Origin of the sequence: Alicyclobacillus tolerans (genome assembly GCF_900142255.1) — a bacterium.
Taxonomy (GTDB): domain Bacteria; phylum Bacillota; class Bacilli; order Alicyclobacillales; family Alicyclobacillaceae; genus Alicyclobacillus_I; species Alicyclobacillus_I tolerans.
This window is the reverse complement of sequence record NZ_FRAF01000006.1, coordinates 82,190-108,049: the sequence shown is the minus strand read 5'-3', so window position 1 is coordinate 108,049 and position 25,860 is coordinate 82,190. Positions and strand designations below refer to the sequence as shown.

Below are 25,860 nucleotides of genomic sequence, written 5' to 3'. Positions count from 1 at the left end.
TGCCCCACCATCCTAGTTACGAGTCATACGATTTATTTTTCCCGCTGCTTCACAAGCGTCGCTGGCAATGCGTCTGGCTGCATGAGGTTTTGCCAAATGTCCAGCGCGTGTGGATAAAGTTATCCGTAGAGCATCATTGGCAAGTAATGTTTCTATTTGCTCGCAAAGCGTCTCCGGTGTTTTGGCTATCACCACTGCGCCACGCTGGGCAGCCCAGCGAGAATTGCCGGATTCTTGCCCTGGAATCGGACGATATATGACGATGGTTCGCTGTAAAGATAAGGCTTCCGACAACGTGATGCCGCCGGCTTTGGTGACAATGATGTCGGAGGCACGCATATAGTCAGCAATATTGTGGACATAGCCTAAAACTTCAATGGGGTGGAATGTGTCTTTTGCAATTAATTGACGAAGTTTCTCGGCTAATGTCGTGTCTCGACCGCAGATGACCACAAGGCGAAAATACTCGCGTGAGAGAAGAAGTTCTTGACAAGCTTCTACCACTCCTCCCAAAGTTCCGAGGGCACTCGACAGAAAAAGCACAGTGGGTACGTCTGGCCAGTTGAGCGCGGCTCGAGCAGCATGTGTATCGATGGTTTCAGAAAATGCCTCCCGTACAGGAATACCGCTGACAATGATTCGTTTGCTGTCGATTCCATGTTCCGATAGTTGTTGTTGCATCCGGCGTGTAGGAACGTAGTAGCGGTCTAAATCCGATTGGATCCATTCTCCATGTAGAACATAGTCTGTAACGACACCAAAGACCGGCGGCACCTTCTCATTTTGACGTCGCATTGTAGAGAGAACTGCCATCGGAAGCGGGTGTGTGCAGATGATAACTTTGGGATAAACCGTCTGGATGAGATGGCGCAAATGACGGCGTCCGAGACTGTATTCAATATGGCTCCACCCCCACATGCCTGCAATTTGGGAAGTCAAGTGATAAACGCCAGCGTACATCCATGGTGAATGTTTCGACATGGCTTTGTAGAGCCCAACAGTAGCTTGACCGATAAAATCAGGTATGTACTCCAGATAATCCATCATGGTAATTTGGCAACCGGGCCAGATTCGTTGTAAATTTTCCTGAATGGCGCGAGCTGCTTGATGATGGCCTTCACCGTATCCGGCACTCAGCAATAGGACGTCAAGTTGCTGTTCCATATTGAAGCGCGCCTCCCATTTACTCTGTCTCCAGTTAGAAACTTATGCCCTTATTGCAGGTGTCAGGCATATTTGATGCAATAAAATCAACATGGATAAGATGAGTCGGAGACCGAAAAGAGGGATATTTCTCTGCTTTTTGTAATTGTTTTTGATGAAATAGACTTTGTCTGAGAGATTTATGTTTATCATATTCAATTCTCTATAATCGTCGCAAATGGTGTTTAAAAAGTGGGAATGGAGAATCAAGAATAGAGTAAGGAATACTTATAACGGTCTTTACATATTTGTCATTCGTCTTTCAGCAGTTTGCCAATGAGAGGAGTGAGGATGTGAAGAAGCACATCTCCCTTGCTGCCTTTTGGTTTACGCTGAGTTTTCAACAAGCCGCACTTCTAACCATTGTAATTCCCGCTACCGTAGCACGGTTGACCCATGCTGGACATATCGTTTTTTTGTCGCAACTCATCACGCTAGGTGATTTCATAGCAATGGTAACTTTGCCGTTGATAGGGGCTTTGTCCGATCGCGTTCGTGCAAAAGGTGGTCAGCGGCGTCAGATGATTGTCCTTGGGTCGGCTGCCAATGTTTTAGGGTTAGCAGTTGGAGGTTCTACACTTCATGTTTGGGTATTTGCTTGCGGCTTTTTATTTGCAATTCTTGGGTTAAGTGCTGCGGGGGCATCTTTTCAGGCTATCATGCCAGAACTTGTCAGACCAGCAGAGTGGGGAAAGGCATCAGGATATATAGGCGTAGCGACATTGCTTGGCAATGCCCTCGGTTTGGCTCTAACAGGCTTTCTCCCAATCTTTGCAGCGTATGTGGCCATGATTTTGGTGACTATCGTTGGCGCTCTCTATACTTTTTTCGGAATTCATGAATCTCCATCGTCAGCCATGCTCTTCAATGTTCGTCCCAGACAAAAACCCACAGCTTTTTATTGGGTCTTCATAGCCCGGTTTTTGGTTATGTTTGGGCAAACTTTGTTGATGACCTATGTTCTTTACTACTTCCAGGATGTGTTGCACACACCTCGTCCTACAGCTAGTACAGCCGAGCTTTCCCTGTTGGCCCTTGTTGGCGCTGCACTCTCATCATTCGTTGTCGGTTCACTTTCCGATCGTCTTCATCGCGCCCATATTGTAGCTGTCGCTACTCTTCCTATGGCAGTAGCGACTATCGCTTTCGCATATACATCTTCTGTCGCTTGGATGCTTGCTTTTGCGGTACTTTATGGTGCTGGATATGGGGCCTTTTTATCCGTTGACTGGGCGTTGGCTCTGGATACCATGCCAAGTTTAGAAAATATTGCCCGACAATTGGGGATTTGGGGAATTGCCGCAACACTTCCAACAGTCATTGCGCCAGCAGTAGGAGGTTTTATGCTTCATCGACCAGTGCCGCTCGCTCATTCTTATTTCTATCTCTTTTGGCTGGCTGGCTTGACCATACTTGCAGGTGCAGTGGTTGTTTGGTTTGCAGGAGGGATTCAGGAGGATAGTTGGTTCACCGTTATACTCAGCCTTACAGTAGCTTCTGTTTTATGTCTTGTTGTAACTCTGCGTTGTCGAGTCCGTCTCACGGGTCATCTGCCCAAGCAGGGTGCTTTGCTCATTGTGTCCAATCATGTGCACGATCTCGATGGTGCTTTTATTCCGCCGCGACTCTATTTGCGTGGAAACTGGCGCTATCCCATTTATACGGTGGCATCGCAAAGGCTTTTTGAGTCGGGCTTCTTGGCTGTGCGCAGTCCCCGCTGGTTAAAAGGATGGATGCGTAGTTTCAATGCCGGACCCATCTTGCGTCTCATTGGCATTCGTCCAATTGAAGATACTCCACGCACGCGACCCTTCTACAGTTGGGCATCGGAAATTCGCAGGATGCAGGGAAATCTTCCACTCGAAGAAGTGTTTGAACATACATTTTTGCATCAAGTTGGCGCAAAAGGTCTTTACCTCTCTCATCTCTATCAACCTCGTTGGCTTCATCTTGCCAATCAACCGGTTTCTTTGCGTGCGATTCAGGAACCGATTCGACAACAACTACGCTCAAAAGTAAGAGATCGAATCAATGAGCAGATATCGTCTGTCTGTCGTTTGCTTGAACAGAAACGAAAAGTATTTGTGACACCAGAAGGACGATTAACGCCAGATGGGCTTATTGGACTGTTTCGCTTTGTGCTCGAACCTTTGCGAGATAAGGCGGATGCTGTTTTTTTATCAGCGGTCGCTTACGACCCTCTTTGTCCAGGGAGGCTTGGCATTGATGCTTCACTTGTTTCATATACCCATACTGTAGACCTGACAACCGCATTGGCTGCCATTCGCCCTATCAATGCCAGTCATACGATAGCCCACGCATTGGCTGTTCTTGGTGGTAAAGGTACAGAGCAAGAAGTTGTCAAACAGGCTATAGCTGAACTTGCCCATTTGCCGTCAGGGGTCCATCTAGCTTTCAAATTGCAACGAGATCGGGAGAAAATACTCACACGTGTTTTTCGTAGACTTGTCCAATTGCAGTGGTTAGAACAGGTTGAAAGTCATGTGGATGTCAAAGCCACCACATTATCTTGGGAGAGTCGCTATCAGGTAGCAACTCCATGGAAAGACAAACGATTTTCGCATGTGAAAGATTTATACAGTTATTTAATTAACCAATGGGAAGAGACCGTAACAGCTCATCGACAATTGGAGAGGTTTGACAAAAAAACTCACGTTGACGTAAACTGAAATCAATCTTGGACAATTCATGACAATTTGCCAAACAACGTTGCGAGTTGTAGTGCTGATCGCAGACTGTTGACTGCACTCTGCTTGCTACTGCGAGGAGGTGAATAGCATTTGCTTGTCCATTCGGATATTCGTAGCAGACGTAAAGCAGAACATCTTGAGGCAGTCAAACAATTGGGAGACACAGGAGGTAGTTCGTGGTTTGAAGATATATCCCTGTTATCCAATTGCGCCCCTGAATTGGCTTGGGAAGATGTAGCATTGGAAACGCATCTCTGTGGCATTCGCCTACCTTCACCCATTCTGATTAACGCTATGACAGGCGGTACCGAAGAAGCTTATGAAATTAATAAAAAATTAGCGGCTGCTGCGCGTCGTCACGGGCTGGCTATGGCTGTAGGGTCAGAAACGGCAGGTCTGAGTAACGATAGGTGGGCGCGTACTTACACCGTTGTCCGTGAAGAGAATCCGGATGGGGTCGTTATTGCCAATGTAGGTATGAACACTGACCCAGATGTTGCCAAACGGGCTGTTCAACTGATTGGCGCACAATTGCTTCAGGTACATTGGAATGTAGCGCAAGAATTATTTATGCCAGAGGGAGATCGCAATTTTCACGGTGCGTTAGTGCGTCTTCATCAAACGGTGCAGAGTGTGGGTGTCCCGGTCATTGCTAAAGAGGTGGGGCAAGGTATAGCTTCCGAGCAAGCGGAGCGTTTTGTTGCTGCGGGAGTTTCAGCTATTGATGTAGGTGGGCGCGGAGGAACCAATTTTATCGCTGTAGAGGCATGGCGCAGGAATCATTTATTGAGTGATCAGTGGCAACAATGGGGATTACCTACACCTGTTACGTTGTGTGAAGTTCTTGGCGCAGTTGGCGGCAAAATTGATGTTGTGGCTTCAGGAGGAATTAGAAACGGTCATGATATCGCCAAATCCATTTCTTTAGGAGCTTCAGCAGTAGGTATTGCTGGGCCTTTTTTGCGACTTCTCAGTCAACCTGAGGGTGAGAAAGCGCTTGATGCTTATATAGAGGAATTGCATTGGACTTTGCATGCTCTTCTTGTCATGACAGGCAGTAAAAATTGGCATGCATTGCGCCAACGGCCCATCGTGATAGGAGGGCGCGTTCGAGAGTGGTTATCCATACGTGGACTGGACAAATGGGTGAGGCGACTGGGGAGACGTGGACAACCATAAATCTTTCAATAAATGGTGATACTTGGAGTGCATCTACATACATTTCGGTTGTAGACCTACTGCCGCTTTCTCTTTCGACAATTCGCCTACAAACGATTTACGGAGGGATGGAGAATGGGTCAGCCGCTCAGCCTGACTATAGATATGGCTAAGTATGTCATGCGCCAGAAACTGCGTGGGCGCAAACGCTATCCAATGGTCCTCATGCTTGAACCTACTGAGTTGTGCAATCTTACTTGTACAGGGTGTGGAAAAATTCGCCAAAGCGAAGAGATTCTAAAGATGAGACTCACAGCTCAGGACTGTTTTGATGCGATTGACGAATGTGGTGCGCCTGGAGTTTCAATTGCTGGTGGGGAACCTTTGGTACATCCTGAAATTGTAGATATTGTAAAAGGAATGCTGGCGCGTGGTAAATTGACAATGCTTTGCACCAACGGCATTTTACTGCATCGAATTCTGGACAAAATCGAACCTCATCCAAGATTCACCTTCGTTTTTCATTTAGACGGACCACGCGAGCATCACGATCGCATGGTGGAGCGCAAAGGTGTTTTTGACATTGTTATGAAAGGTATAGAGGAATCCAAACGTCGAGGATTTCGGGTGACTACAAATACCACGCTTTACAAGGGAGTCAATCCTCAGGAAATTGCCACTTTACTCCAACAGCTTACGGAAATGGGTGTGGATAATTGTCTGCTCTCTCCCGCATTTACTTATGAAGAAGTCAATGGGGCAAATTCGGAAATCTTTTTGCACCGCCGAGAAGTAATAGCCATGGTTAGTGAGATTGTTCGTCTGGCGGGTCCTAAAGTGCGTTATTACAATACACCCATGTTTCTTGATTTTCTTCAGGGAAAACGTGATTTGCGTTGTACACCATGGAGTATGCCCAACCGCAATCCTAAAGGCTGGAAAGGGCCTTGCTACCTACTGACGGACGGACACTACGATACGTTTGAAGAACTTATGCAAAAAACAAATTGGGATGATTATGGATATGGAAAAAATCCGCGTTGTGCGAGTTGCATGATGCATAGTGGCTATGAAGCGTCTGCCGTCGAAAAAATGTCACCTGTCGACATGTGGCGCATGATGCGTTGGATGTTTGCCTCTTAACGTGCTTTCTTGGCAAAGTGAATCATCATTATGGCAAGAGAGCAGGGGAAAAGATGCGTGTTTTGCTTTTGGCCGCCATGCCGTTTGAAATTGCCCCGTTTCGTCGTATGGAGTGGCCCAAACATTTGCAGGTGCAGTTTGCTGTGACAGGAATCGGCCCTAAAGCCGCCCTTTATCAAATAAAGTCATTGATGACTCATCATCAGCCGGATTGGATTGTTGGGGTTGGTGTCTGTGGGGCGCTGGATGGAGAGTATAGACCGGGAGATATCGCAATTCCTTTAGAATTTGTATCTGATGAAGGAAGTGTGTTGTTGAAGGCAGGTCTCCATAAATCCTATGAAACCAGTGGACGCATGCTTTCTGTACGACGAGTTGCAGCGACTCCCATCAGCAAACGCAGTTTACAGGAAGCATATACAGCACATTGGGTGGATCAAGAAAGTTACAGTTGGGCGCTAGCCGCTTCTGATGTCGGTGTACCTTTTTTGGCTATCCGTTCAGTGCTTGATACTGCGGAAGATTATTTGCCCGACTGGCGCCAGCCTTTTTCTTGGCGACACGCTGTTAAGTTGCCTTTGCGTGTTTGGATGGCACAAAAAAATCTCGCCAATGTTGGGAGGCAATGGATATGCGGGCTTTCGTAACTGGCGCATCAGGATTCATAGGTTATCATGTTGCCCGCCTTCTGCTTCGAGATGGTCATGAAGTGCGCGCTTTGGTTCGCCCCGGCACATCCACCCAACGTCTGGAGAGACTCGGAATGGATAAGGTTTATGGAGATTTGACAGATGTTGATAGCTTTAGTGAAGCAATGAGAACTTGCGATGTTCTTTTTCATGTGGCAGCCCACTATTCATTATATCGACGCGATCGTGACAAAATGATGGCTGTGAATGTGGAAGCAACGCGTCGTCTGCTTGAAGCAACACGTAAAACGAAGATTGAACGCATCGTTTATACAAGCAGCACAGCTACAGTGGGACTTATGGAAGATGGCAGAGCGGCCGACGAAACGTTGTTTGCGAATCCCCGGGAAGTAAAGAGCGATTACAAGCGTTCTAAAATATTAGCTGAGGAATTAGTGCTCGATGCTTGCAGAGAAGGAATGGATATAGTCATTGTCAATCCTTCCACTCCTGTCGGTCCGGGGGATATCAAGCCGACTCCGACGGGCCGCATCGTCCTTGATACCATGACTGGGAAAATGCCAGCTTATGTGGAAACAGGTCTGAATCTGGTGGCTGTGGAGGATGTTGCAGAAGGGCATCTCTTAGCCTGGAAACGAGGTAAGACGGGAGAACGTTACATACTGGGCAATGAAAATCTAACATTTGGCGATCTCGTTGGGCGTATCGCTCGAATTGCTGGTTGCGCTGCTCCGCGCTTGCGCATTCCGTTGTGGGTGGCATGGACGGCGGCAGTCATGGATGAGTTTGTCCTATCAGCTTTGTCGGGACACACGCCGCGTGTGCCGCTTGCTGGCGTACAACTCGCCAGACGTCCAATGTATTTTACAGCGCAAAAAGCTGTTCGAGAATTGGGGTTGCCGCAGACATCGATTGATATAGCACTGAAAAATGCAGTGGAATGGTTCCGTAGCGAAGTATTACAGGATATTCCGGAAAGGATGATGAACCTTTGAGCGTTCAACTGTCAGATTCGCTGCTTGCCGAAGAAGTGATACAGGCCGCCAGTCGTTATTTACTCCATCTGCAACATGCAGAAGGATACTGGATGGCGTGGCTTGAAACCAACGTGACGATGGAAGCTGAATATGTATTTTTATTACACTGTATGGGACGGTGCAATCGCGATCGGGAACAAAAACTGGTTCGTCATATCCTGGCTGGTCAGACAGAGGAAGGGGCTTGGACGTTATTTCCTGGTGGACCAGGGGATTTGAATTGTACAGTGGAAGCTTATCTCGCTTTAAAAATGTTGGGTATGCAGGAGCAACATGAACCCCTTGCCAAGGCACGTAATTTTATTCAAAATCACGGTGGCGTAGAGTGTACAAGAGTTTTTACACGTATGTGGTTAGCTTTGCTTGGGTTGTATCCTTGGAAATCCATTCCTGTTGTGCCCGTAGAAATGATGTTTCTTCCGCGTTGGGCACCATTAAATATATACGATTTTGCCAGTTGGGCTCGTTCTACAATGGTCCCGCTTTCGATTGTCATGTCACGACGCCCTGTCTTTCCATTGGAGAACGGGCTTTCTATTGATGAATTGTTTGTCAGGGAACAACCATCACCTCCATTGAGAGGGGAGGACGGATGGGAAAGATTTTTTCGTGGAATCGATGAGTTATTGCACCTTTATCAAAGGTTTCCTTTTCATATAGGTCGAAAGTCGGCTGAACAAAAAGCCATCGACTGGATTCTCCGTCATCAAGAACGGGATGGAAACTGGGCGGGAATTCAACCAGCATGGTTTTATTCTTTACTGGCTTTAAAAGTTGTTGGTATGGAGAAAAGTGAAGCGTTTCGCAAAGGTTGGGAGGCTTTGGAGACTTTTGGGGTGGAAACGGATGATGGTCGCTGGTGGTTTCATGCCTGTATTTCCCCAACCTGGGATACAGGATTGTCCGTACTGGCGCTGACATCTGCTGGACTACCTAGCAATCATCCATCTCTGCTAAATACTGGAAATTGGCTGCTTCAGCAACAAATTTTCGTGCATGGGGATTGGAAAATACGACGCCCCAAAGCGCAGGGAGGCGGTTGGGCCTTCGAGTTTATGAATGATTGCTATCCCGATTTGGACGATACGGCTGTTATTTTGATGGCGCTGAGTAAGCTTCGTCTGCCGGATGAGGAACGCCGCAAAAAGTCCCTCACGGCCGGTTTTCAGTGGATGACTGCTATGCAAAGCAAAAATGGCGGTTGGGCAGCGTTTGACGCTGATAATATAACGAGTTTGCCTTGTCGTATACCGTTTTGCGATTTTGGCGCTGTAACCGATCCGCCTTCAGAAGATGTGACTGCGCATGTCCTGGAGTGCTACGGCATGTTCGGTTACGATGAAGCTTGGCATGTCGTTCGACGAGGCGTAGACTATTTAAAACGGACGCAACAGACAGATGGTTCCTGGTTTGGGCGTTGGGGTGTCAATTACATCTATGGTACAGGCGCTGTATTGCCCGCGTTAGCGTCTGTTGGAGTGAATATGAAAGAACCATGGGTACAAAGGGCACTGGATTGGTTGACAGGGCATCAGAATGAAGATGGCGGTTGGGGAGAGTCCTGTCTCTCTTATGCAGATCCGGCCTGGATTGGACGCGGCGAAAGTACGCCATCACAGACAGCTTGGGCGCTCATCGGGCTTGTGGCAGGAGGGCGGGCTAATACTCCAGCAGCAACGCGGGCTGTAGCTTATCTTCGAAATACACAGAGATCAGATGGCGGATGGGATGAGACATTATACACAGGTACCGGTTTCCCACAAGATTTCTTCATTGGTTACCGGCTGTATGCGCATGTTTTTCCGCTCATTGCACTTGGCCGTTACAAGCAGGCGTTAGAAAAGCGTTAGGAGTTGTGCACCATGCAGGCGTTGACAGCAGGATTGGAAAAGGAATTTGCTTATTGCGCAGATGTGACTGCACAACATTACGAAAATTTTTCAGTCATTTCCTGGTTCATTCCTAAAGATTTGCGACCCCATTTCTGTGCTCTCTATGCTTACTGTAGAGGTGTGGACGATCTCGGTGATGAATGGACGGGGAATAGGCTGGAGGCGCTGGATCAATGGGAGCAACAGCTCGATCTTTGCTACAATGGAAGGCCAACCCATCCAATTTTTCGCGCTTTGCAGATAAGCATTCAAACCTATCATCTTGAAAAGCGTGATTTTCTGGCGTTGATTGAAGCCAATCGCATGGATCAAAGTATCTCCAGCTATGAAACTTTTTCGGATCTGGCCGCTTACTGTGCTTGTTCGGCTAATCCTGTAGGACGTCTGGTATTGCAACTTTTTGGTTATCGAGATGACAGACGTCAGAAGCTTTCTGATGATATTTGTACAGCTCTTCAATTGGCTAATTTTCTTCAGGATCTCAGTGTTGATATTCCACGTGGCAGACTGTATATTCCGCTTGAAGATTTGCGGCAGTTTGACGTTGACCTGACTGATTTACAAGCGGGGCGTTTTAATCGTCAAATTTCTTGCTTGATGGATTTTGAAATACAGAGAACCGAACAGTTTTTTCGTTCTGGGCAGCCACTTGAACATATGGTTCCGACTCGACTTGGAAAGCAATTGCGTCTTTATCGGCTCGGGGGACAGGCCATCTTGGAAGCTTTGCGTCGCAGAGGTGGCAACCCTTTTCCCAGACCTACTGTCAGTGCGCTGGCGAAGGCGATGCTTATTGTGAAACTGTTCATTAGTCCTCGGCACATTGGAGGTGAATCCCATTGACGCTGGATGAAGCCTATTCTGTATGCAAAAGCATTGCTCGCCAGTCAGGCACCAGTTTTTACTATGGTCTTCAATTGCTACCGGTTGTCAAACGTCGTTCCATGTACGCTGTTTATGCTTGGAGCCGATTGTGTGACGATGCCGTTGATGAATTTAGCGGTGAAGAAGCGATGAGCCAGTTAAATCGTATTCAAGAGGTATTGGAACGCGCGCTTGCAGACGATTATGAACAGCAAACAGATGCTATCGTCTATGCGCTTGGAGATTCAATTCGTCGATTTCAATTACCTATCGCACCTTTTTATGGATTGCTGGAAGGCATGCGAATGGACATTCAACCACAAATATATAGAACGTTTGATGAATTAAAAGAATATCTCAAACGAGTGGCTGGAACGATTGGCGAGATGTGCATCGGAATTTTTGGAATTCGTGAAGGAGACGCTTCAGAAATGGCTGTTGATATGGGTATTGCATTGCAACTTACCAATATCCTACGCGATCTGAAAGAAGATGTGGAACGTGGTCGTATCTATCTTCCCCAGGAAGACTTTGAACGGTTTGGGTACTCGATGGGAGATCTTAAAGCATTGCGTCATACACCAGCGTTTATTGAATTGATGTCTTTTCAGGTTTCGCGAGCATACCAATTTTATCATCGTGTACGTCCTCTTTTCTCTATGGTTGAACCTGATTCTCTGCGTTGTATGCGTGTTTTGTATATGGTCTATTTTAATTTGCTGAAACGAATTGAGGAAGATGGCTATAATGTGTTAGCGCGTAGAATTCGCATTTCAACGCCACGTAAATTATGGTTGGTAGGAGAAACGTTATGGCGACCCAAAATGGTATAAACCGCCATATCCTCATTATTGGAGCAGGCTTTTCTGGGTTGGCAGCTGCTTGGCAACTCAGCGAAACTGTAGACCAAGATGTCTCCATTACATTGGTAGACAGCAGGCCTTACGCAGGTGGGCGGGCGTTTTCATTCATTGATTCAAATGGTCTGCATCATCTTGACAATGGACAGCACATCTTGCTAGGTTGTTGTAACCGTTTCTTAGAATTCCTTGCGGCCATGGGTATGCCAGAAGCCGTTCGATTCCAACCCTTGTTGCGCGTACCTGTTTACTGTCAGGGACGCTGGTCTACCATTTCTAGTCTTTCATTGCCTGGTATTTTTCATTTGCTGCCTACCCTCACCAACTATCGCCATCTTTCCTTTCGTGAACGTTTGCAAATGATCAATATGATACGTGCTCTAGAAGAAAATCCGAACGAAATGGAAGACATTTCATTTTTTGAATGGTTACGGATGCACGGTCAAAGTGAACGGTCCATCCATCGGCTATGGGATCTGGTTGGTGTGTCGGTTCTCAATACTAGAGCGGAGCATGCGAGTGCTCGGCAGGCGATACGCGCTTTTCAAACTGGCATTATTAATGGATGGAAGGCTGCAAGGCTCGGTTTTTTTCAGGTACCACTTGGCGATATTGGCAGACAGGCAGTCTGTGCTTTACGTAAACGAGATGTGACTATTCGTTTAAACTGCCCGGTTCAATCACTCATTGTACGGAATGACATAGTTGAGGGTGTCCAATTTAAGGATGGCAGCTATCAACAGGCTGATGATATCATTGCTGCTCTACCACCTGACGCATTGTTGCGTGTATTACCAGAAAATATACGTTCAATTTCATATTTTCATGAACTTCACCATCTATCCTGGAGTCCAATCGTTAACGTTTATTTACATTTTAATCGTCCCATTATCAAGGGAGATGTGATAGCTTTTGCTGAAGGCGTCTGCCAATTTCTATTTAATCGAGGACGGTTGTTAGGAATAGCAGAAGAAGATGGAAAACTCATTGGAGTATCCATTAGTGCAGCTGACCATTTACGACAAGTAACTGCTGACAATTTAATAGAAATGGTCATACATGAGCTTTGTTCAGCAGTGCCTGAGGCAAGAGACGCCACTTTAATCTCGGCAAAAGTTGTTTGGCAGCCCCAGGCAACCTTTTTGCAGTCTGTTGGAACAGGAGCGTTTCGTCGCTCAAGTCAGACACCTGTGAAAGGTTTATGGCTCGCCGGTGATTGGACAGACACAGGTTGGCCAGCTTGCCTTGAGGGTGCCGTCCGAAGTGGTGAATCTGCTGCACGAGCAGTTTCTCAATCTTTTTTTGAAGAAAATGGAAGTCAAAATTGAAAAATTTATTTCCAGATGTACATTTTATTGATTTTTTAACCATTACTATTCCTTATCTAAAATAATATATTGACATCCAAGCAGTTCCGACGTTTTCTGTAATACAGAAGAATGGTGACCAATAGCTAAAGAACAGTGATGGGTAGGGGATTCTTTAAACCATTTTTCCATATATATGTCTGGATGTGATCGAAAACGAATAGGAGTTTGTGTATTACCAATTTTCATAATGGGGCCGTTTATTGACTCACCTTCACCCATAATCATTTTGATATCTCCGTTATGGGTTTGGGTTACATTGAGAGTAGTAATAGGTCCGGTTTTTACTTTTGCTTCAACTGAAATTCCTGATCCCTGCTTACCGTGGTATAGTCCCATACCTCGCAATATAGGTTTTCCATCTGATATGGCTATATGAAATGGTCCATCATGTCCAAGCAAAATGGTTTCATTTACATAATCTACAACAACAATTTCCGAGAAACTTCCCCCAATACCAAGAATATCGCAAATTTTCATGGCAATCGCAGTTTTCAAATCTCCTTCACCCGCACAAGGAATGCCTCGTGCTGTTAACAAAGAATGACCTAAGATGGAACCACTTTGAATTTTTTCATAAGTATTTTCTGGTGACCCGTGGTAGTAATAGGATAAGGCGTCCAAATGGTACTCATCCACCAATTTTTCTTCTGCTGCTGCAACTCTGCATGCCCAGTTCAACTGTTCCATAGTGGGTTTTCTGGCAATTGGATCAGACGGCGAATCATCAGGAATTGTAAACATTTCTAATGTTTCTTCCAGTTTCCTGGCTACTTCGTTTTCAGTAACCGTTTGCAGTAAGCGGTGCAAATCACACATTTCAAGAATTTCTATGTGTATGCCAAACTTGCTTTGCAGAAGAGTAAAATCACTGTACATGTCAAGCATGCCACTATATGTGTTACCTAAAAAACCAAAACGGCAATGTTGAAGCGTGCGTAAGACTGAAGCGGCTTGTAACCATTCTTCAATTTGAAGCCAAGCACGTTTAGCTTGCGAGTGATTGCAGGTTACTTCATTTGACATAGAGATGGCAGAAGTTTCTTCTAAACCAAGTAATCCATTGACTACCCGAAACGGGATTTTAGCGCGGTGAAAAGCGTTAGAGATTTCTGGTACAGGACAAGCTCCACAGTTAGCTAACCATTCTCCAGTTGTCGTATTTTCATATTGAAGTTGATCAGTGGGCTGCAGGTTTAATACGATAACAGGTTTTTTGCAAATTTGATGGATAGGTAAGATTGTTGTGCTCGTTGCATAGGTAGCCGAGTGACAGAAGATTAAATCCACATTTTTCTGGTTAAACCATTCACCAGCTCTTCTTCCTTCTTCTTCAGTGTCAACCATGCCGTAGTTGTGTACTTCCCCGTAACTACTCATTTTTTGTTCAATAAATTGTCCATAACCAAGCAAACGTTCTTTGAGACCATCAAATTGCTTCCAGTATGTTTGGAGTCCGATGGAATATAAGCCAATTCTAACTTTTTTTATGGATTTTTTTTGAAAATGGTTTGCCAATACAGTTCGCCTCCTAATTGAATAGCGTCAACAATCTTCTGAAAAACAACATAAAAAAAGAATAACAAAAATATAATATAAATAATATCAAATAAACAGTAGACAGTATGGGTGAATTAACATACAATTCAAACATGAAAGCCCTTGCAAGATGGTTATCCTTCCGAATGTAGCGTATGGAAGGGAGAAAACTTTCATGAAAAGTCCAGAAATCAATAAAAGAGGAGGAAAAAATATGACACAGCTGGCTACACAATCGGCTATGGTCGCCATAGACGATGTGCCATTATCGCGATCACATTGGAAATGGACAGTTTTGTCAGGGATGGGGGATTTTCTGGATGCAGGTTCCATTGTGGCAGGTGGAACTGCGCTTTTGACTTGGATTCATGCCTTTCACATGAGTACATCGATTGTTGGTATTATCTCTGCATTTAGTTCAAATGGCATTTCTACAGCTGTTGGTGCGCTGGTTGCTGGTTTTCTCGGGGATAAGTTTGGACGAAAGTTTATTTATAATGTTGATTTGCTGCTTTACATGTTAGGAGCGCTCATTATTATTTTTGCCGCTAACGCTCCTATGTTGATTACTGGATATATGGTGCTTGGTTTTGCAGTTGGTGCTGATGTGCCTACTTCCTGGTCATTGATTGCGGAGTATGCACCCAAGAGAAGTAGGGGAAAGCTTATGGGAATGACCAATATATTTTGGTACATTGGACCGATTGTTATTCTGCTTTTAGCACTTGCTTTTAATCCTCTTGGAATTTTTGGTATGCGTCTTTTGTTCGTTGCTTTGTTTATAGCTGCTTTTATTACGTATATCCTTCGCCGTTCATTAGTTGAGTCACCACGTTGGTCAGCAGCTCATGGTAAAAGCGAAGAAATAGAAAAAATGGAACATGCCATTGGGGGGCATATTGACGTTAACTCGACGATTGTGAGTAAGCATTACGGTTTGCGCGATTTATTGAGAGGGAAAAATTTGCGCAAATTGTTTTTTATCATGCCGATTTATGTACTTTGGGGAATACCAGCTGGAACTTACGGCTTCTTTTTTCCTTACATTTTCAAAACGGTTGGTGCTTCAAGCACAGTAACAAGTGATTTAATGGAGATTCTTTATTTTGGTCTTGCCATTCTCAGTGTCGTATTTGTTTTTATGCCGTTAAATGATCGCGTGAATCGACGTGTTCTCTATGCTACCAGTGCTTTTTGCTGTGGTTTGGCCTTTGTTATACCGCTTTTTGCTCCTATTTCTAATCCTGTAGTTGCACTTGCTAATGTTGTGCTTTTTGGTTTTGGGCAAGGTATTGGTTTGTGGCCATTGCAACGTGTATGGTCGGTTGAACTTTTCCCTACGGAAATTCGCAATACTTCACAGGGAGTTCTCTGGGGAGCTATGCGTGTCATACTTGGTTTATGGAGTCTTTTTACACCGTTGATTCTGGGAGCATTAGGCGGTTTCAAGGCGGTAGCACTGCTTATGGCATTGATGTTTGCCTACAATTTCATTGTGGGTGGATTGTTTGGCCCCAAGACTGGAGGAAAATCGCTAGAAGAGATAACTCAGTAACTAATCAGTCGTTTTGATCTCATCTATTCTTCGGGACATATTTCTGTTGGTGAGATAGAAAGGAGAGTTTGGTTTGGCTCGTTTGGGTTTCAAATTGCAAATTCGCCCCGGTGCTGAGGAAGAATATAAGCGCCGCCATCAAGTAGTTTATCCAGAATTAATTGAAGCTTTTCAAGAAAACGGAATTCAAACATACAGCATATTTATGGATGGAACAACACTGTTTGCTTATCTGGAAGCCGAGGATATTGAACAATCGATGCAAGCCATTGAAAGACATCCTGCTAACATACGTTGGCAGAAGTATATGGAAGATATCCTGATTGCTGATATGGAAGGGAAGACAGTTCATATTTTGTCAGAAGTATTCCATTGTAAGTTTTAAATTGGATATCTTCTATATGTAATGTAGTAAAAACTCCCACACAATCTTTGAGTTGGTTGTGTGGGAGATATCTTCTCTAATCATGTTTTACTTGAAGAGAATTGACATTTCAAAAAAATATGGCCATATTTATCAAATAAAAAAATATAAAACAACATAAACAAAAATAAGAGGAAGGAGGGGCACTGTTGTTTCATTCTGCTGCTATCGATATTGGCGCATCTAGTGGCCGAGTAATAAGAGGGAGTTTTGATGGTAATCAATTACAAGTGTGCGAGTTATATCGTTTTTCCAATCAACCAGTTACTGTTCATGGCAGAATGTATTGGGATATCTACCGTCTCTATGCAGAAATCAAAGACGGTCTTCGTCGCTTGGCTGCAGAAAGCAAGAGTGTGAAGAGTGTGGGTATCGACACCTGGGCTGTAGATTATGGGTTGTTAGATAAAGATGGTTTATTGATGAACCTGCCTCGTCATTATAGGGATAGTCGCACTCTAGGTATGATGGAACGAGTCGAAGAACGAATTCATCGCAATCAATTATTTGCAAGAACAGGCATTCAACGTATGCCTATTAACACGCTCTATCAGTTAATGGCCGAACAGGTTGAGAGCCCTGAACGTTTATCTCGAGCTACTCATTTGTTGCTGATTCCTGATTTATTAAATTATTTTCTGACTGGTCAAAAATGGACGGAATTTACCAATGCGACTACAACACAATTACTTTGCGCAGGTACGAAGCATTGGGATATGGATCTATTACAGCAACTTGACTTGCCTTCACACTATTTAGGAAAGATAGTGTCCCCTGGAACTCCGCTTGGTCATTTGTCCGATCTCGATTTACTTCAGGATAGTCGGGTTGCAGCAGCTTCAGTGATTCATGTTGCTTCCCATGACACCGCTTCAGCAGTTCTTGGTATTCCTGTACAAAGCGAATCATTTGCCTATATTAGCTCTGGTACTTGGTCTCTATTTGGCACGCTTGTATCAGAGCCGATCATCAATGAACGGACCGCCGAAATGAATTTTACCAATGAAGGTGGTTATCAAAACTATCGACTCTTAAAAAATATTATGGGACTTTGGTTGCTCCAGCAAACAGAATTATCCGAACAAAAACGTGGAAATATTTGTAGTATCCCAGATATGCTCCGCTTGGCCCAAAATGGGGAACCATTCGCTTTTTACTTTGATACTGAGGACACTCGATTGCTTCCTCCTGGAGATATACCTTCAAGGATCTATGAAATTTGTCGAGAGAATAGTCAAAACCCACCTGTTGATTTAGGTACGCTGGTGCGCGGCATTTTAGAAAATTTAGCTTTTCAATATCGTTATGTACTCGACCAACTCGAAGAAATTTTACAAAGAAGAATTCAAGTCATCCATATTGTGGGGGGTGGAGCACAAAACGAATTACTTTGTCAATTTACTGCTGACGCAACGGGTCGACCTGTTATAGCAGGACCTATAGAAGCGAGCGCAATAGGTAATCTAGGTATGCAATTACTAGCGCAAGATGAACTTCGCAGCAGTTCAGAGTTGCAAGAACTTGTCAAAAGGTCTGTAATCACAAAACTCTATGAGCCTTTATTGGAAAAAAGATGGGAAGAAGCATACAAATTATATCTCGAAAGTACAGGGAAACGCCTGTCAAATCGTGCTCGACAAAATATTTGTTCATAGAAAAGGGGATAGTGATATGCAAATAACAGAAGCCAAAAAGCACACTTTAGCGCAACTCGTAGAGCGTTCCAATCAGTTGGGTGCCGATCGTAGCGTTTGCAACTGGGGAGGTGGAAACACCTCGATGAAAAGTAAAGAAATAGACTTTCGCGGTAAGCTGGTGGATGTTTTATGGGTCAAAGGTAGCGGTTCAGATCTGGCTGAAGCGACAGATCAAAATTTTACTGCATTGCGTTTGGAAGATATTTTGCCGCTAATGGACAGAGAAAACATGACCGATGAGGAAATGGTAGATTATCTTTCTCACTGCATGATGGATAGTCGTCATCCTCGTTCTTCCATCGAAACTCTGCTACATGCCTTTCTGCCATTTACTCATATCGATCATACCCATCCAGATAGTATCATTTCGCTTTGCTGCACTGATCATGGCAGAGTGATAGCGGAGCAAATCTTTGGCGAACGGATGGTATGGGTACCCTATATTCGACCAGGATTTGAACTATCCAAGAAAATTGCTTTGGCTGTGCAGGCTAATCCTTCTTGCGAATTGGTCCTTATGGAAAAACACGGTTTGATTACTTGGGGTGAAACTTCTGAAATTTGTTATCAACATACTCTGAGCGTCATTCAGGAAGTTAGAGATTATATTGCAAAGCGTATCCATCCAGAAAAGGTATTTGGTGGTCAACGCTATACGCCACTCGCTGCAGAAGAACGTATGCAAATAGCTGTAAAAATATTGCCTGTCATTCGTGGCATTGTCTCAGAATATCAGCGTATGATCCTTACTTTTGATGACTCTCCAGATTTTTTGGAGTTTGTAGGCAGTCATGTTGGACCCGCTTTATCGCAGGTAGGAGCAGCTTGTCCAGATCATCTCGTGCATACGAAAAGAGTACCTTTGTTTATAGACTGGAATCCACAGTGTGAAAATGTTGAGCATTTGATTCAAAAATTAAAAGCTGGTCTTGCTGATTATAAAGAAAACTATCAAGTCTATTTTGAAAAAAACAAAAACTTTGGCGATACAATGCATGATCCTTATCCGCGAGTCATTTTAATCCCAGGTATTGGTGCAATTGGAACTGGAAAAAACAAAAAAATGTCTAGTATTGCTTTAGCACTCTATCATCGAGCCGTTGCTGTCATGAAAGGAGCAACGACACTAGGAGAATTTGTCTCTCTGAATGAGAAAGAATCTTTTAACGTAGAGTATTGGCCGCTTGAACTGTACAAGTTGTCTTTGGCTCCGCCAGAGCTTGATATGGCTCGTAAAGTTGCGTTTGTCACTGGTGGAGCGGGGGGGATTGGCAGTTCTACATGCCGTCGCTTTGTTCAAGCGGGGGGTCATGTTGTAGTGGCCGATCTCGCTTTTGAGAATGCGCAAAAATTAGCTGCCGAACTTGTGGAAACACATGGTGAGGGTGTTGCTACGGCTGTAGCACTCGATGTCACACAAGAGGAAAAAGTACAACAAGCTATGGAACAGGCCATCTTAGAGTATGGAGGCATCGATTTACTGGTTTCTAATGCAGGTTTAGCAAGTTCTGCTCCTATCAGTGAAACCAGTCTGGCTGAGTGGAATAAGAATGTGGCTGTGCTAGGTACGGGCTACTTTCTTGCTGCACGTGCGGCATTCACTGTCATGCAAGACCAGGGAATTGGCGGCAACATGGTCTTTATTACATCGAAAAATGCGGTATACGCTGGTGCTAATGCAGCAGCATACAGTGCAGCTAAAGCCATGGAATCCCACCTTGCGCGCTGTCTGGCTGTTGAAGGTGGTCCCTATGGGATTCGAGTGAACTCAGTCATGCCGGATGCTGTATTGCAGGGTTCTGCCATTTGGAACTCGCAGTGGCGTGAGGAACGAGCTCGTACTTACGGTATCGAACCGCACCAACTGGAAGATTATTATCGCCGGCGCACTTTGCTGAAAGTCAATGTATTTCCCGATGACATTGCCGAGGCCATACTCTTCTTTGCCTCTGAAAAATCTGCAAAAACGACTGGTTGCAGTTTGACAGTAGATGGTGGTGTTGCGGCTGCATTTACACGTTAAAAAGAGATCAGACTATATGGGAAAGGATGAAGCAGGTGAGTGATAAAGCCTATTATTTGTTTGAAGAAATACAAACTAATCGAGGTATTCGTATAGATAAGGTAAAGGAGAAAATCAAAAAACTTGCAATAGAGACGCCTTCTTGGGGGTATGGAGATTCAGGGACTCGATTTAAAGTATTCCAAAAAGCTGGGATTCCGCGTAATGCGTTTGAAAAAATCGACGATGCCGCCATGGTGCATCGACTGACGGGTGTTTGCCCGTCAGTTGCCATCCATATACCATGGGATAAAGTGGAGGATTATGGCCAGTTGGCCGAACATGCCCATCATCAGGGTCTACGTATTGGTGCAGTCAATCCGAATTTGTTTCAAGACAATGATTATATGCTTGGCAGTGTCTGTAATGTTGATCCGATTGTGCGTAAAAAAGCGCTCGCCCATCTTCTCGAATGTGTTCAAGTCGCAAAAGAAGTTCAGTCAGATAACATAAGTTTGTGGTTAGCAGACGGTACAAATTATCCTGGTCAAGCCAATTTGCGTCAGCGCAAACATTGGCTCTATGAGTCTTTAGCGGAATTATACTCATCGCTTTTACCTCAAATGCGCTTATTCATTGAGTATAAGTTTTTTGAACCGGCCTTCTATCATACAGACTTGGCAGATTGGGGTATGGCATTTCACCTGGCCAATCAGCTTGGTCAACAGGCACAAGTATTAGTGGATACAGGCCATCATGCACAGGGAACGAATGTAGAACATATTGTTTCCTACTTGCTGGATGAGCAGAAGCTGGGCGGATTTCATTTTAACAGTCGTAAATATGCAGATGATGACTTAATTGTTGGAACCATGAATCCATATGAATTGTTTTTGATATTTTATCAGATTCTTGATGCTGAACAAGATGTTGACGCAGGGGTTCGGAAAACAGCAGAGAATATTGCCTATATGATCGATCAGAGTCATGTAATTGAGCCTAAAATACCAGCTATGATTCGGTCTGTCATGAATGTACAAACACAATATGCCAAGGCACTTTGTATTGATTTTGTCAAAGTACGCCAGGCACAATTGGAAAATGATGTACTTGGTGCAGAAAATGCTGTGCGAGAAGCGTTTGAGTTCGATGTGTCGCCCTTGCTTCGTGTTGTTCGTGAAGAAATGGGTGTTCCTGTCGATCCGTTGCAAGCTTATGAGGCAAGTGGTTATCCTAAGCAGATTCTTGAGCGTGGTGTTGGCGGGGCAAGTTGGTAAATCCATGACCCTGGCAAAGCCTGCGTTTGAGTAAGGAAGGATGTCATCCTATGTTGCCTGCTGAAAGACAGAGGGCAATTGTGCAATTGGTGAACACAAGAGGCAGCGTTCGTGTCAAAGAGTTGAGTCAAATATTTGAAGTCACTGAGGAAACGGTCCGACGAGACTTGGACAGTTTAGAGATGGATGGGAAATTGCGCCGCAGTCATGGCGGCGCGGTTCGCATATACGAAGAACAGAGCGAAATACCATATCTGGAACGTGAAATTGCTCATGTAGCAGAAAAACAGGCCATCGCTAGAGAAGCTGTACGACACATTTTTCCTGGAGATCGAATTATACTGGATGCCAGTACCACAGCTTGGCATTTGGCTGCCGCTTTGCCTGATATTCAACTTACCGTTCTTACCAATTCTTTGAAAGTCGCTTTCGAACTGAGTCAGCGTGATAAAATAGAAGTCATTTCAACGGGTGGCATTTTGCGAACCAGTTCGTTGTCTTATGTAGGCCCTATGGCAGAAGAAGCACTCGATCAATTTCATGTGGGGAAGGCATTTCTATCCTGTAAAGGACTGCATTCTCATTATGGCATCAGCGAATCCAATGCTTTGCAAGCATTGGTTAAGCGCAAAATGATTGAAATTGCCGAGCGTGTTTATATTCTTGCCGATCACAGTAAAATTCAAGTGCGCGATTTCACAAGTATTGCTAGTCTTGATGAAGTAGATGTACTGATTACAGATTTACAAGTTCGTGAAGAACAGATAGAAGACATTCGCAAGTTTGGTGTTGAAGTATTTCAAGTCTAGTCAGGGCTGCCTGTATAGAAGGGCAGCTTTTTAATCTTCTTGTAAAATAAATGCAATAACTCTTGCTGGTCCATGTACACCAATACTTAAATCGTTTTCAATATCCGAAGAACGGCTTGGTCCACTGACAAAATGCACAGCGGCAGGTAGCATGGCTTCCTGTTGCAATGCTGAGAATACTTCTCCAAGACGCAAACAAATTTGTCGACTACGGAGTATAACAATATGCACTTGGGGCATCAGATGAGTGCCACGACCTTCTGCTTTCCCGCTTTTCATGACCAAAGTCCCAGTATCAGCAATTGCCCAGAAACATCCCGTAATGCCAACCTGAACATGAGAAAATTTTTCGGGCCAAGTCTCATCCCAACGCAAGGCTTTCCATTTATCTAATATATTTTCGATATCAATAGGCCAAGCTGCCGTTTTTCCCCAGGCTCCCACACTTTGTACAGATAGTTCTGTAAGTAGACAATCTAAACTTTCGGTTAAATCTTGTTTGGAATCGAATCGTTTAGCTTCGCCGCCTTGCGATGTGAAATTTTCTATCCATTTCTCTAAACATTCTCTAGGCGTTAAGGAACGCTCTGCCCAAAATTCTGGGACTCCCGCCATTTCTTTGCGAATATGCGGCGGTTGTCCGAGCGAGCGGCCCAGTCGTTGGGCTATATTCTCAAGAAAATGATTTTTGTCCAAGCTTACCTTCCTTTCGTAATTTATTGAGATCGTTAGAATCCTATTCTCTTTTCAGAGAGGGCCATATTTCACGAAAAGATTGTTTGGGAAGCATAGGGAAGTCACGACTTTTTGTCCAGCCTGCTAAAGGGCCAAAAGAGGAACGGATTTTTCCTTCTTTCGCAAGTGGTGAGAGAAACTTCCGAGCCATTTTAATAGAGAGTCGATATCTTCCGGGTTTTGCAAATATATTTTCGTATCCCTTAAATGCCATACGTTCTGAGGGGTTTCCGTGACCTGAGGCAACAAGTTTTTGACGGTGTTGAACTAACATATCATGCAATGGAATTCGTACAGGACATGCTTCAAAACAAGCACCACAAAGGCTTGATGCATAGGGTAAATCGCTGTATTGTTCTCCTTTTTCCAGAAGGGGTGAAAGCACCGCTCCAATAGGTCCAGGATAGACAGAACCGTAGGCATGACCACCCATATGTCGATATACGGGGCAGACATTTAAGCAGGCTCCACAGCGGATACAGTGAAGGACAGCTTGAAATTGTTCGTCTCCAAGTTGACGAGATCGGCCATTATCCAAGATGACTACGTGCATCTCTGTCGCACCATCGCGATCGGCCGAACGTTTAGGTCCTGTCAACATGGACATGTATGTAATCACATTTTGGCCTGTAGCGCTTTTCGGTAACAGATGAGCCATGACTTCTAAGTCGGCTAGAGTGGGCAAAATTCGCTCCATTCCCATGAGCACAATATGTGTGGGTGGTAAATTCATGACCATATCGGCATTGCCTTCGTTAGTAAAAAGTACAACTGAACCTGTTTCGGCAATACCAAAATTGCATCCAGTAATGCCGATCTCGGCTGAGAGAAATTCGGAGCGCAGTGTGCGACGAGCAAATGCTGTCAAATCTCGTGTTTCTGTAGTCAACTGAGTTGCTCCAGCATTTTCAAATAAATCTCGAATTTGTTCACGGCTTTTGTGTATAGAAGGAATAATGATATGCGAAGGTGTTTCTTTTGCGAGTTGAATGATATATTCACCAAGATCAGTTTCCACTACAGTAATACCATTGGCCTCAAGGTGTTGATTGATATGAATTTCTTCCGAAACCATGGATTTGGATTTGACAACTTTGCGGGCTTTTTTGGATTGAATAATGCTAAGAACTGCATCTGTTGCTTCACTGCTGTCAACTGCAAAATGGACATGTACTCCGACAGCTTCTAAACGTTCAATAAATTGAGCCAGGTAAGCATCTAAATTGGCAATCGTATGGGCACGAATTTGCTCTCCGCGTTCTCGCCATACCTCCCATTGCCCAAAAGACTCAGTGACAGCCTGCTTTCTGTTACGCAATCTATCAGTCGTAAATCGAACAGCATTGCGTAAAAATTCGTCCTGCACGGCGTTTTTGGCTCGTTCCTTCACTGACAGATGAGAAGTAGAGTTTGCATGTTTCACTGTGCGTCCACTCCCTTGGCAAGTTGCCTACCTTCATATAACAATTCGGCTAAATGCATAACTCGCACATTCGATCCCTTGCGGCTTAGTCGACCGCCAATATTCATAAGACAACCCATATCTGTTCCCACCAGAACAGATGCTCCGCTTTCTAATACATGTGATGTTTTTTCCTCTACCATAGCACCTGAAATTTCGCTCATTTTGACGGCAAACGTTCCGCCAAATCCGCAGCAATCTTGAGCGTAAGGCAATTCTATCAATTGCAGTTCCTCGACCTGTTTTAAAAGACGGATAGGTTCGTCTTCGATGCCAAGCAGGCGTGATCCGTGGCAAGAGGGGTGGTAGGTTACAGTGTAAGGGAAGCGAGCGCCTAATGTTTCCACTTTCAATATCTGAATGAGAAATTGTGAGAATTCGTAGGTTCGATTTGCAAGAGATAACGCTTTTTCATGCCATTCTGGAGAATCGGAAAATAACTCTGGATAAAAGTGTCTTATCATACCTACGCACGAACCTGACGGACTGACGATGACATCAGATTCTTGGAATGCGTTTATCATGCTGATGGCAACACTGCGTGCTTCTTTACTATATCCACTGTTAAAGGCGGGTTGACCACAACAGGTTTGCGAAGAAGGAAAAAGAACCTCACAACCTAGGGATTGAAGAATTTTCGTCATAGATACGCCTACTTGTGGAAAAATACTGTCAACCATACAAGTAATGAATAAGCTGACCTTCAAACTACTTCGCCTCCTGACAGTTGAATGGACACGTGCAAAAGATGTTGCTGCATGGCAAACATTGCCTTCTCCCCATCGCCGTCCTGAATCGCTTCGAAAATAGCTTGATGCTGCTCAATCAGTCGCCGTTCTTCGCCGGGAATTCGATACAGTGCTAGACGGCTTTTCAATAGCGCTGACTGAACTCGTTCTGCAATAGTTTCCATTAGAGATTGCATGTAGGGATTATGCGAAGCCTTACTAACTGCATAATGAAACTCCCAGTCTGAAGTTTCTCCTAATTCTGCATGACCAGCATCTTGCTCCATCTGCTCTAAGATGCGCTCCATTTCAAGCAAGTGTTGACGAGTTCGACGTAAAGCAGCGTAATGGGCGGCGCCCGTTTCAATCCAAATGCGAAGTTCAAGCAAGGATTGAATATCTTTTGCCGTACTTTCTTCTAACTGCTCAACACTTCTAGAAATCTCATTTGTATCAAGCGTAGCTACAAAAGTTCCATCTCCTTGGCGAACTTCTACCAATCGAATGGCACGCAGAGCACTGATGGCTTCCCGAACGGCTGCTTGACCAACACCAAGTGATTGGGCAAGAGTTTTTAAAGAAGGCAAACGGCTACCTGGAGGAAAGGTTCCATCCAGAATAGCGTTTTTTATCTGTTCGGTCACCAAATCATAAGCTTTCGATTGTTGAACAGGAGTGAGTGTCAAGGCGAAGAACTCCTTTCATGAATGGATTCAGTCAGGTAAAAGGCGAACTACAAATCCGGTC

The 25,860-nt window shown here is 44.6% G+C and carries 21 protein-coding genes; 15 read left to right on the top strand and 6 right to left on the bottom strand.

Annotation, left to right across the window (positions count from 1 at the left end; genetic code table 11):
- Window positions 1-12: 12 nt before the first annotated feature.
- On the bottom strand, window positions 13-1,164 hold the full coding sequence (locus BUA75_RS04820) for an MGDG synthase family glycosyltransferase (RefSeq protein ID WP_072873444.1): 1,152 nt from the start codon (window positions 1,162-1,164) through the stop codon (window positions 13-15).
- Between the two features lie 332 nt (window positions 1,165-1,496).
- Between BUA75_RS04820 and BUA75_RS04815 the strand changes: the two genes are divergently transcribed.
- The 9 genes from BUA75_RS04815 to hpnE all read left to right on the top strand — a co-directional run bounded on the left by BUA75_RS04815 (window position 1,497) and on the right by hpnE (window position 12,846).
- Window positions 1,497-3,893, top strand: coding sequence for an MFS transporter (locus BUA75_RS04815; RefSeq protein WP_072873443.1), 2,397 nt, complete (start codon window positions 1,497-1,499; stop codon window positions 3,891-3,893).
- A gap of 111 nt (window positions 3,894-4,004) precedes the next feature.
- The gene (gene fni, locus BUA75_RS04810; protein ID WP_083574083.1) at window positions 4,005-5,093 is read left to right on the top strand and encodes a type 2 isopentenyl-diphosphate Delta-isomerase; all 1,089 of its coding nucleotides are present in this window, start codon (window positions 4,005-4,007) and stop codon (window positions 5,091-5,093) included.
- Between the two features lie 114 nt (window positions 5,094-5,207).
- The gene (hpnH, locus tag BUA75_RS04805) at window positions 5,208-6,215 is read left to right on the top strand and encodes an adenosyl-hopene transferase HpnH (protein WP_072873442.1); all 1,008 of its coding nucleotides are present in this window, start codon (window positions 5,208-5,210) and stop codon (window positions 6,213-6,215) included.
- Between the two features lie 53 nt (window positions 6,216-6,268).
- Entirely contained in the window at window positions 6,269-6,862 is a 594-nt protein-coding gene (locus BUA75_RS04800) for a phosphorylase family protein (protein ID WP_072873441.1), read from the top strand.
- Complete coding sequence (gene hpnA / locus BUA75_RS04795; RefSeq protein WP_072873440.1) at window positions 6,847-7,860, top strand: hopanoid-associated sugar epimerase; 1,014 nt, start codon at window positions 6,847-6,849, stop codon at window positions 7,858-7,860. Before BUA75_RS04800 ends, hpnA begins: the two co-directional genes overlap by 16 nt.
- Window positions 7,857-9,752, top strand: a complete 1,896-nt coding sequence (shc, locus tag BUA75_RS04790; RefSeq protein WP_072873439.1) for a squalene--hopene cyclase — start codon at window positions 7,857-7,859, stop codon at window positions 9,750-9,752. The genes hpnA and shc overlap by 4 nt, the downstream gene beginning before the upstream one ends.
- A 12-nt stretch (window positions 9,753-9,764) precedes the next feature.
- Window positions 9,765-10,637, top strand: a complete 873-nt coding sequence (gene hpnC, locus BUA75_RS04785) for a squalene synthase HpnC (protein ID WP_072873438.1) — start codon at window positions 9,765-9,767, stop codon at window positions 10,635-10,637.
- Window positions 10,634-11,491: a phytoene/squalene synthase family protein gene (locus tag BUA75_RS04780; protein WP_072873437.1), complete on the top strand. Its 858-nt coding sequence runs from the start codon at window positions 10,634-10,636 to the stop codon at window positions 11,489-11,491. Before hpnC ends, BUA75_RS04780 begins: the two co-directional genes overlap by 4 nt.
- Window positions 11,470-12,846, top strand: a complete 1,377-nt coding sequence (gene hpnE, locus BUA75_RS04775; protein ID WP_072873436.1) for a hydroxysqualene dehydroxylase HpnE — start codon at window positions 11,470-11,472, stop codon at window positions 12,844-12,846. The genes BUA75_RS04780 and hpnE overlap by 22 nt, the downstream gene beginning before the upstream one ends.
- 45 nt (window positions 12,847-12,891) lie before the next feature.
- Here hpnE and BUA75_RS04770 read toward each other — a convergent pair whose 3' ends face one another.
- Window positions 12,892-14,403: an L-fucose/L-arabinose isomerase family protein gene (locus BUA75_RS04770; protein ID WP_072873435.1), complete on the bottom strand. Its 1,512-nt coding sequence runs from the start codon at window positions 14,401-14,403 to the stop codon at window positions 12,892-12,894.
- 235 nt (window positions 14,404-14,638) lie between these two features.
- Between BUA75_RS04770 and BUA75_RS04765 the strand changes: the two genes are divergently transcribed.
- The 6 genes from BUA75_RS04765 (at window position 14,639) to BUA75_RS04740 (ending at window position 22,188) form a co-directional block, all read left to right on the top strand.
- The gene (locus BUA75_RS04765; protein WP_083574091.1) at window positions 14,639-15,979 is read left to right on the top strand and encodes an MFS transporter; all 1,341 of its coding nucleotides are present in this window, start codon (window positions 14,639-14,641) and stop codon (window positions 15,977-15,979) included.
- A gap of 73 nt (window positions 15,980-16,052) precedes the next feature.
- On the top strand, window positions 16,053-16,364 hold the full coding sequence (locus BUA75_RS04760; RefSeq protein ID WP_072873434.1) for an L-rhamnose mutarotase: 312 nt from the start codon (window positions 16,053-16,055) through the stop codon (window positions 16,362-16,364).
- Between the two features lie 188 nt (window positions 16,365-16,552).
- Window positions 16,553-18,058 carry a rhamnulokinase gene (locus BUA75_RS04755; protein WP_072873433.1) on the top strand — a complete coding sequence of 502 codons (1,506 nt, stop codon included), beginning with the start codon at window positions 16,553-16,555 and terminating at the stop codon, window positions 18,056-18,058.
- A 16-nt stretch (window positions 18,059-18,074) separates the two neighbouring features.
- Complete coding sequence (locus tag BUA75_RS04750) at window positions 18,075-20,123, top strand: bifunctional aldolase/short-chain dehydrogenase (protein WP_072873432.1); 2,049 nt, start codon at window positions 18,075-18,077, stop codon at window positions 20,121-20,123.
- Window positions 20,124-20,158: 35 nt separating this feature from the next.
- On the top strand, window positions 20,159-21,379 hold the full coding sequence (rhaI, locus tag BUA75_RS04745) for an L-rhamnose isomerase (protein WP_072873431.1): 1,221 nt from the start codon (window positions 20,159-20,161) through the stop codon (window positions 21,377-21,379).
- Window positions 21,380-21,429: 50 nt separating this feature from the next.
- On the top strand, window positions 21,430-22,188 hold the full coding sequence (locus BUA75_RS04740) for a DeoR/GlpR family DNA-binding transcription regulator (RefSeq protein WP_072873430.1): 759 nt from the start codon (window positions 21,430-21,432) through the stop codon (window positions 22,186-22,188).
- A gap of 30 nt (window positions 22,189-22,218) precedes the next feature.
- On the opposite strand, the gene BUA75_RS04735 is transcribed toward BUA75_RS04740, so the two are convergent.
- Genes BUA75_RS04735 through BUA75_RS04720 form a run of 4 tightly spaced genes read right to left on the bottom strand, consistent with a single transcriptional unit; the run spans window position 22,219 to window position 25,799 of the window.
- On the bottom strand, window positions 22,219-22,884 hold the full coding sequence (locus BUA75_RS04735; protein WP_072873429.1) for a LutC/YkgG family protein: 666 nt from the start codon (window positions 22,882-22,884) through the stop codon (window positions 22,219-22,221).
- Between the two features lie 40 nt (window positions 22,885-22,924).
- Window positions 22,925-24,346, bottom strand: coding sequence for a LutB/LldF family L-lactate oxidation iron-sulfur protein (locus BUA75_RS04730; protein WP_072873428.1), 1,422 nt, complete (start codon window positions 24,344-24,346; stop codon window positions 22,925-22,927).
- Entirely contained in the window at window positions 24,343-25,092 is a 750-nt protein-coding gene (locus BUA75_RS04725; protein WP_072873427.1) for a (Fe-S)-binding protein, read from the bottom strand. The genes BUA75_RS04730 and BUA75_RS04725 overlap by 4 nt, the downstream gene beginning before the upstream one ends.
- Window positions 25,089-25,799, bottom strand: coding sequence for a FadR/GntR family transcriptional regulator (locus BUA75_RS04720; RefSeq protein WP_072873426.1), 711 nt, complete (start codon window positions 25,797-25,799; stop codon window positions 25,089-25,091). Before BUA75_RS04720 ends, BUA75_RS04725 begins: the two co-directional genes overlap by 4 nt.
- Window positions 25,800-25,860 lie beyond the last annotated feature (61 nt).

Excerpts from the sequence above, each read along its gene's own strand:
- BUA75_RS04800 (WP_072873441.1), top strand. The coding sequence starts at position 6,269 with ATGCGTGTTTTGCTTTTGGCCGCCATGCCGTTTGAAATTGCCCCGTTT.
- hpnC (WP_072873438.1), top strand. The coding sequence starts at position 9,765 with ATGCAGGCGTTGACAGCAGGATTGGAAAAGGAATTTGCTTATTGCGCA.
- hpnH (WP_072873442.1), top strand. The coding sequence starts at position 5,208 with ATGGGTCAGCCGCTCAGCCTGACTATAGATATGGCTAAGTATGTCATG.
- hpnE (WP_072873436.1), top strand. The coding sequence starts at position 11,470 with ATGGCGACCCAAAATGGTATAAACCGCCATATCCTCATTATTGGAGCA.
- BUA75_RS04820 (WP_072873444.1), bottom strand. The coding sequence starts at position 1,164 with ATGGAACAGCAACTTGACGTCCTATTGCTGAGTGCCGGATACGGTGAA.
- hpnA (WP_072873440.1), top strand. The coding sequence starts at position 6,847 with ATGCGGGCTTTCGTAACTGGCGCATCAGGATTCATAGGTTATCATGTT.
- BUA75_RS04765 (WP_083574091.1), top strand. The coding sequence starts at position 14,639 with ATGACACAGCTGGCTACACAATCGGCTATGGTCGCCATAGACGATGTG.
- BUA75_RS04740 (WP_072873430.1), top strand. The coding sequence starts at position 21,430 with ATGTTGCCTGCTGAAAGACAGAGGGCAATTGTGCAATTGGTGAACACA.
- BUA75_RS04750 (WP_072873432.1), top strand. The coding sequence starts at position 18,075 with ATGCAAATAACAGAAGCCAAAAAGCACACTTTAGCGCAACTCGTAGAG.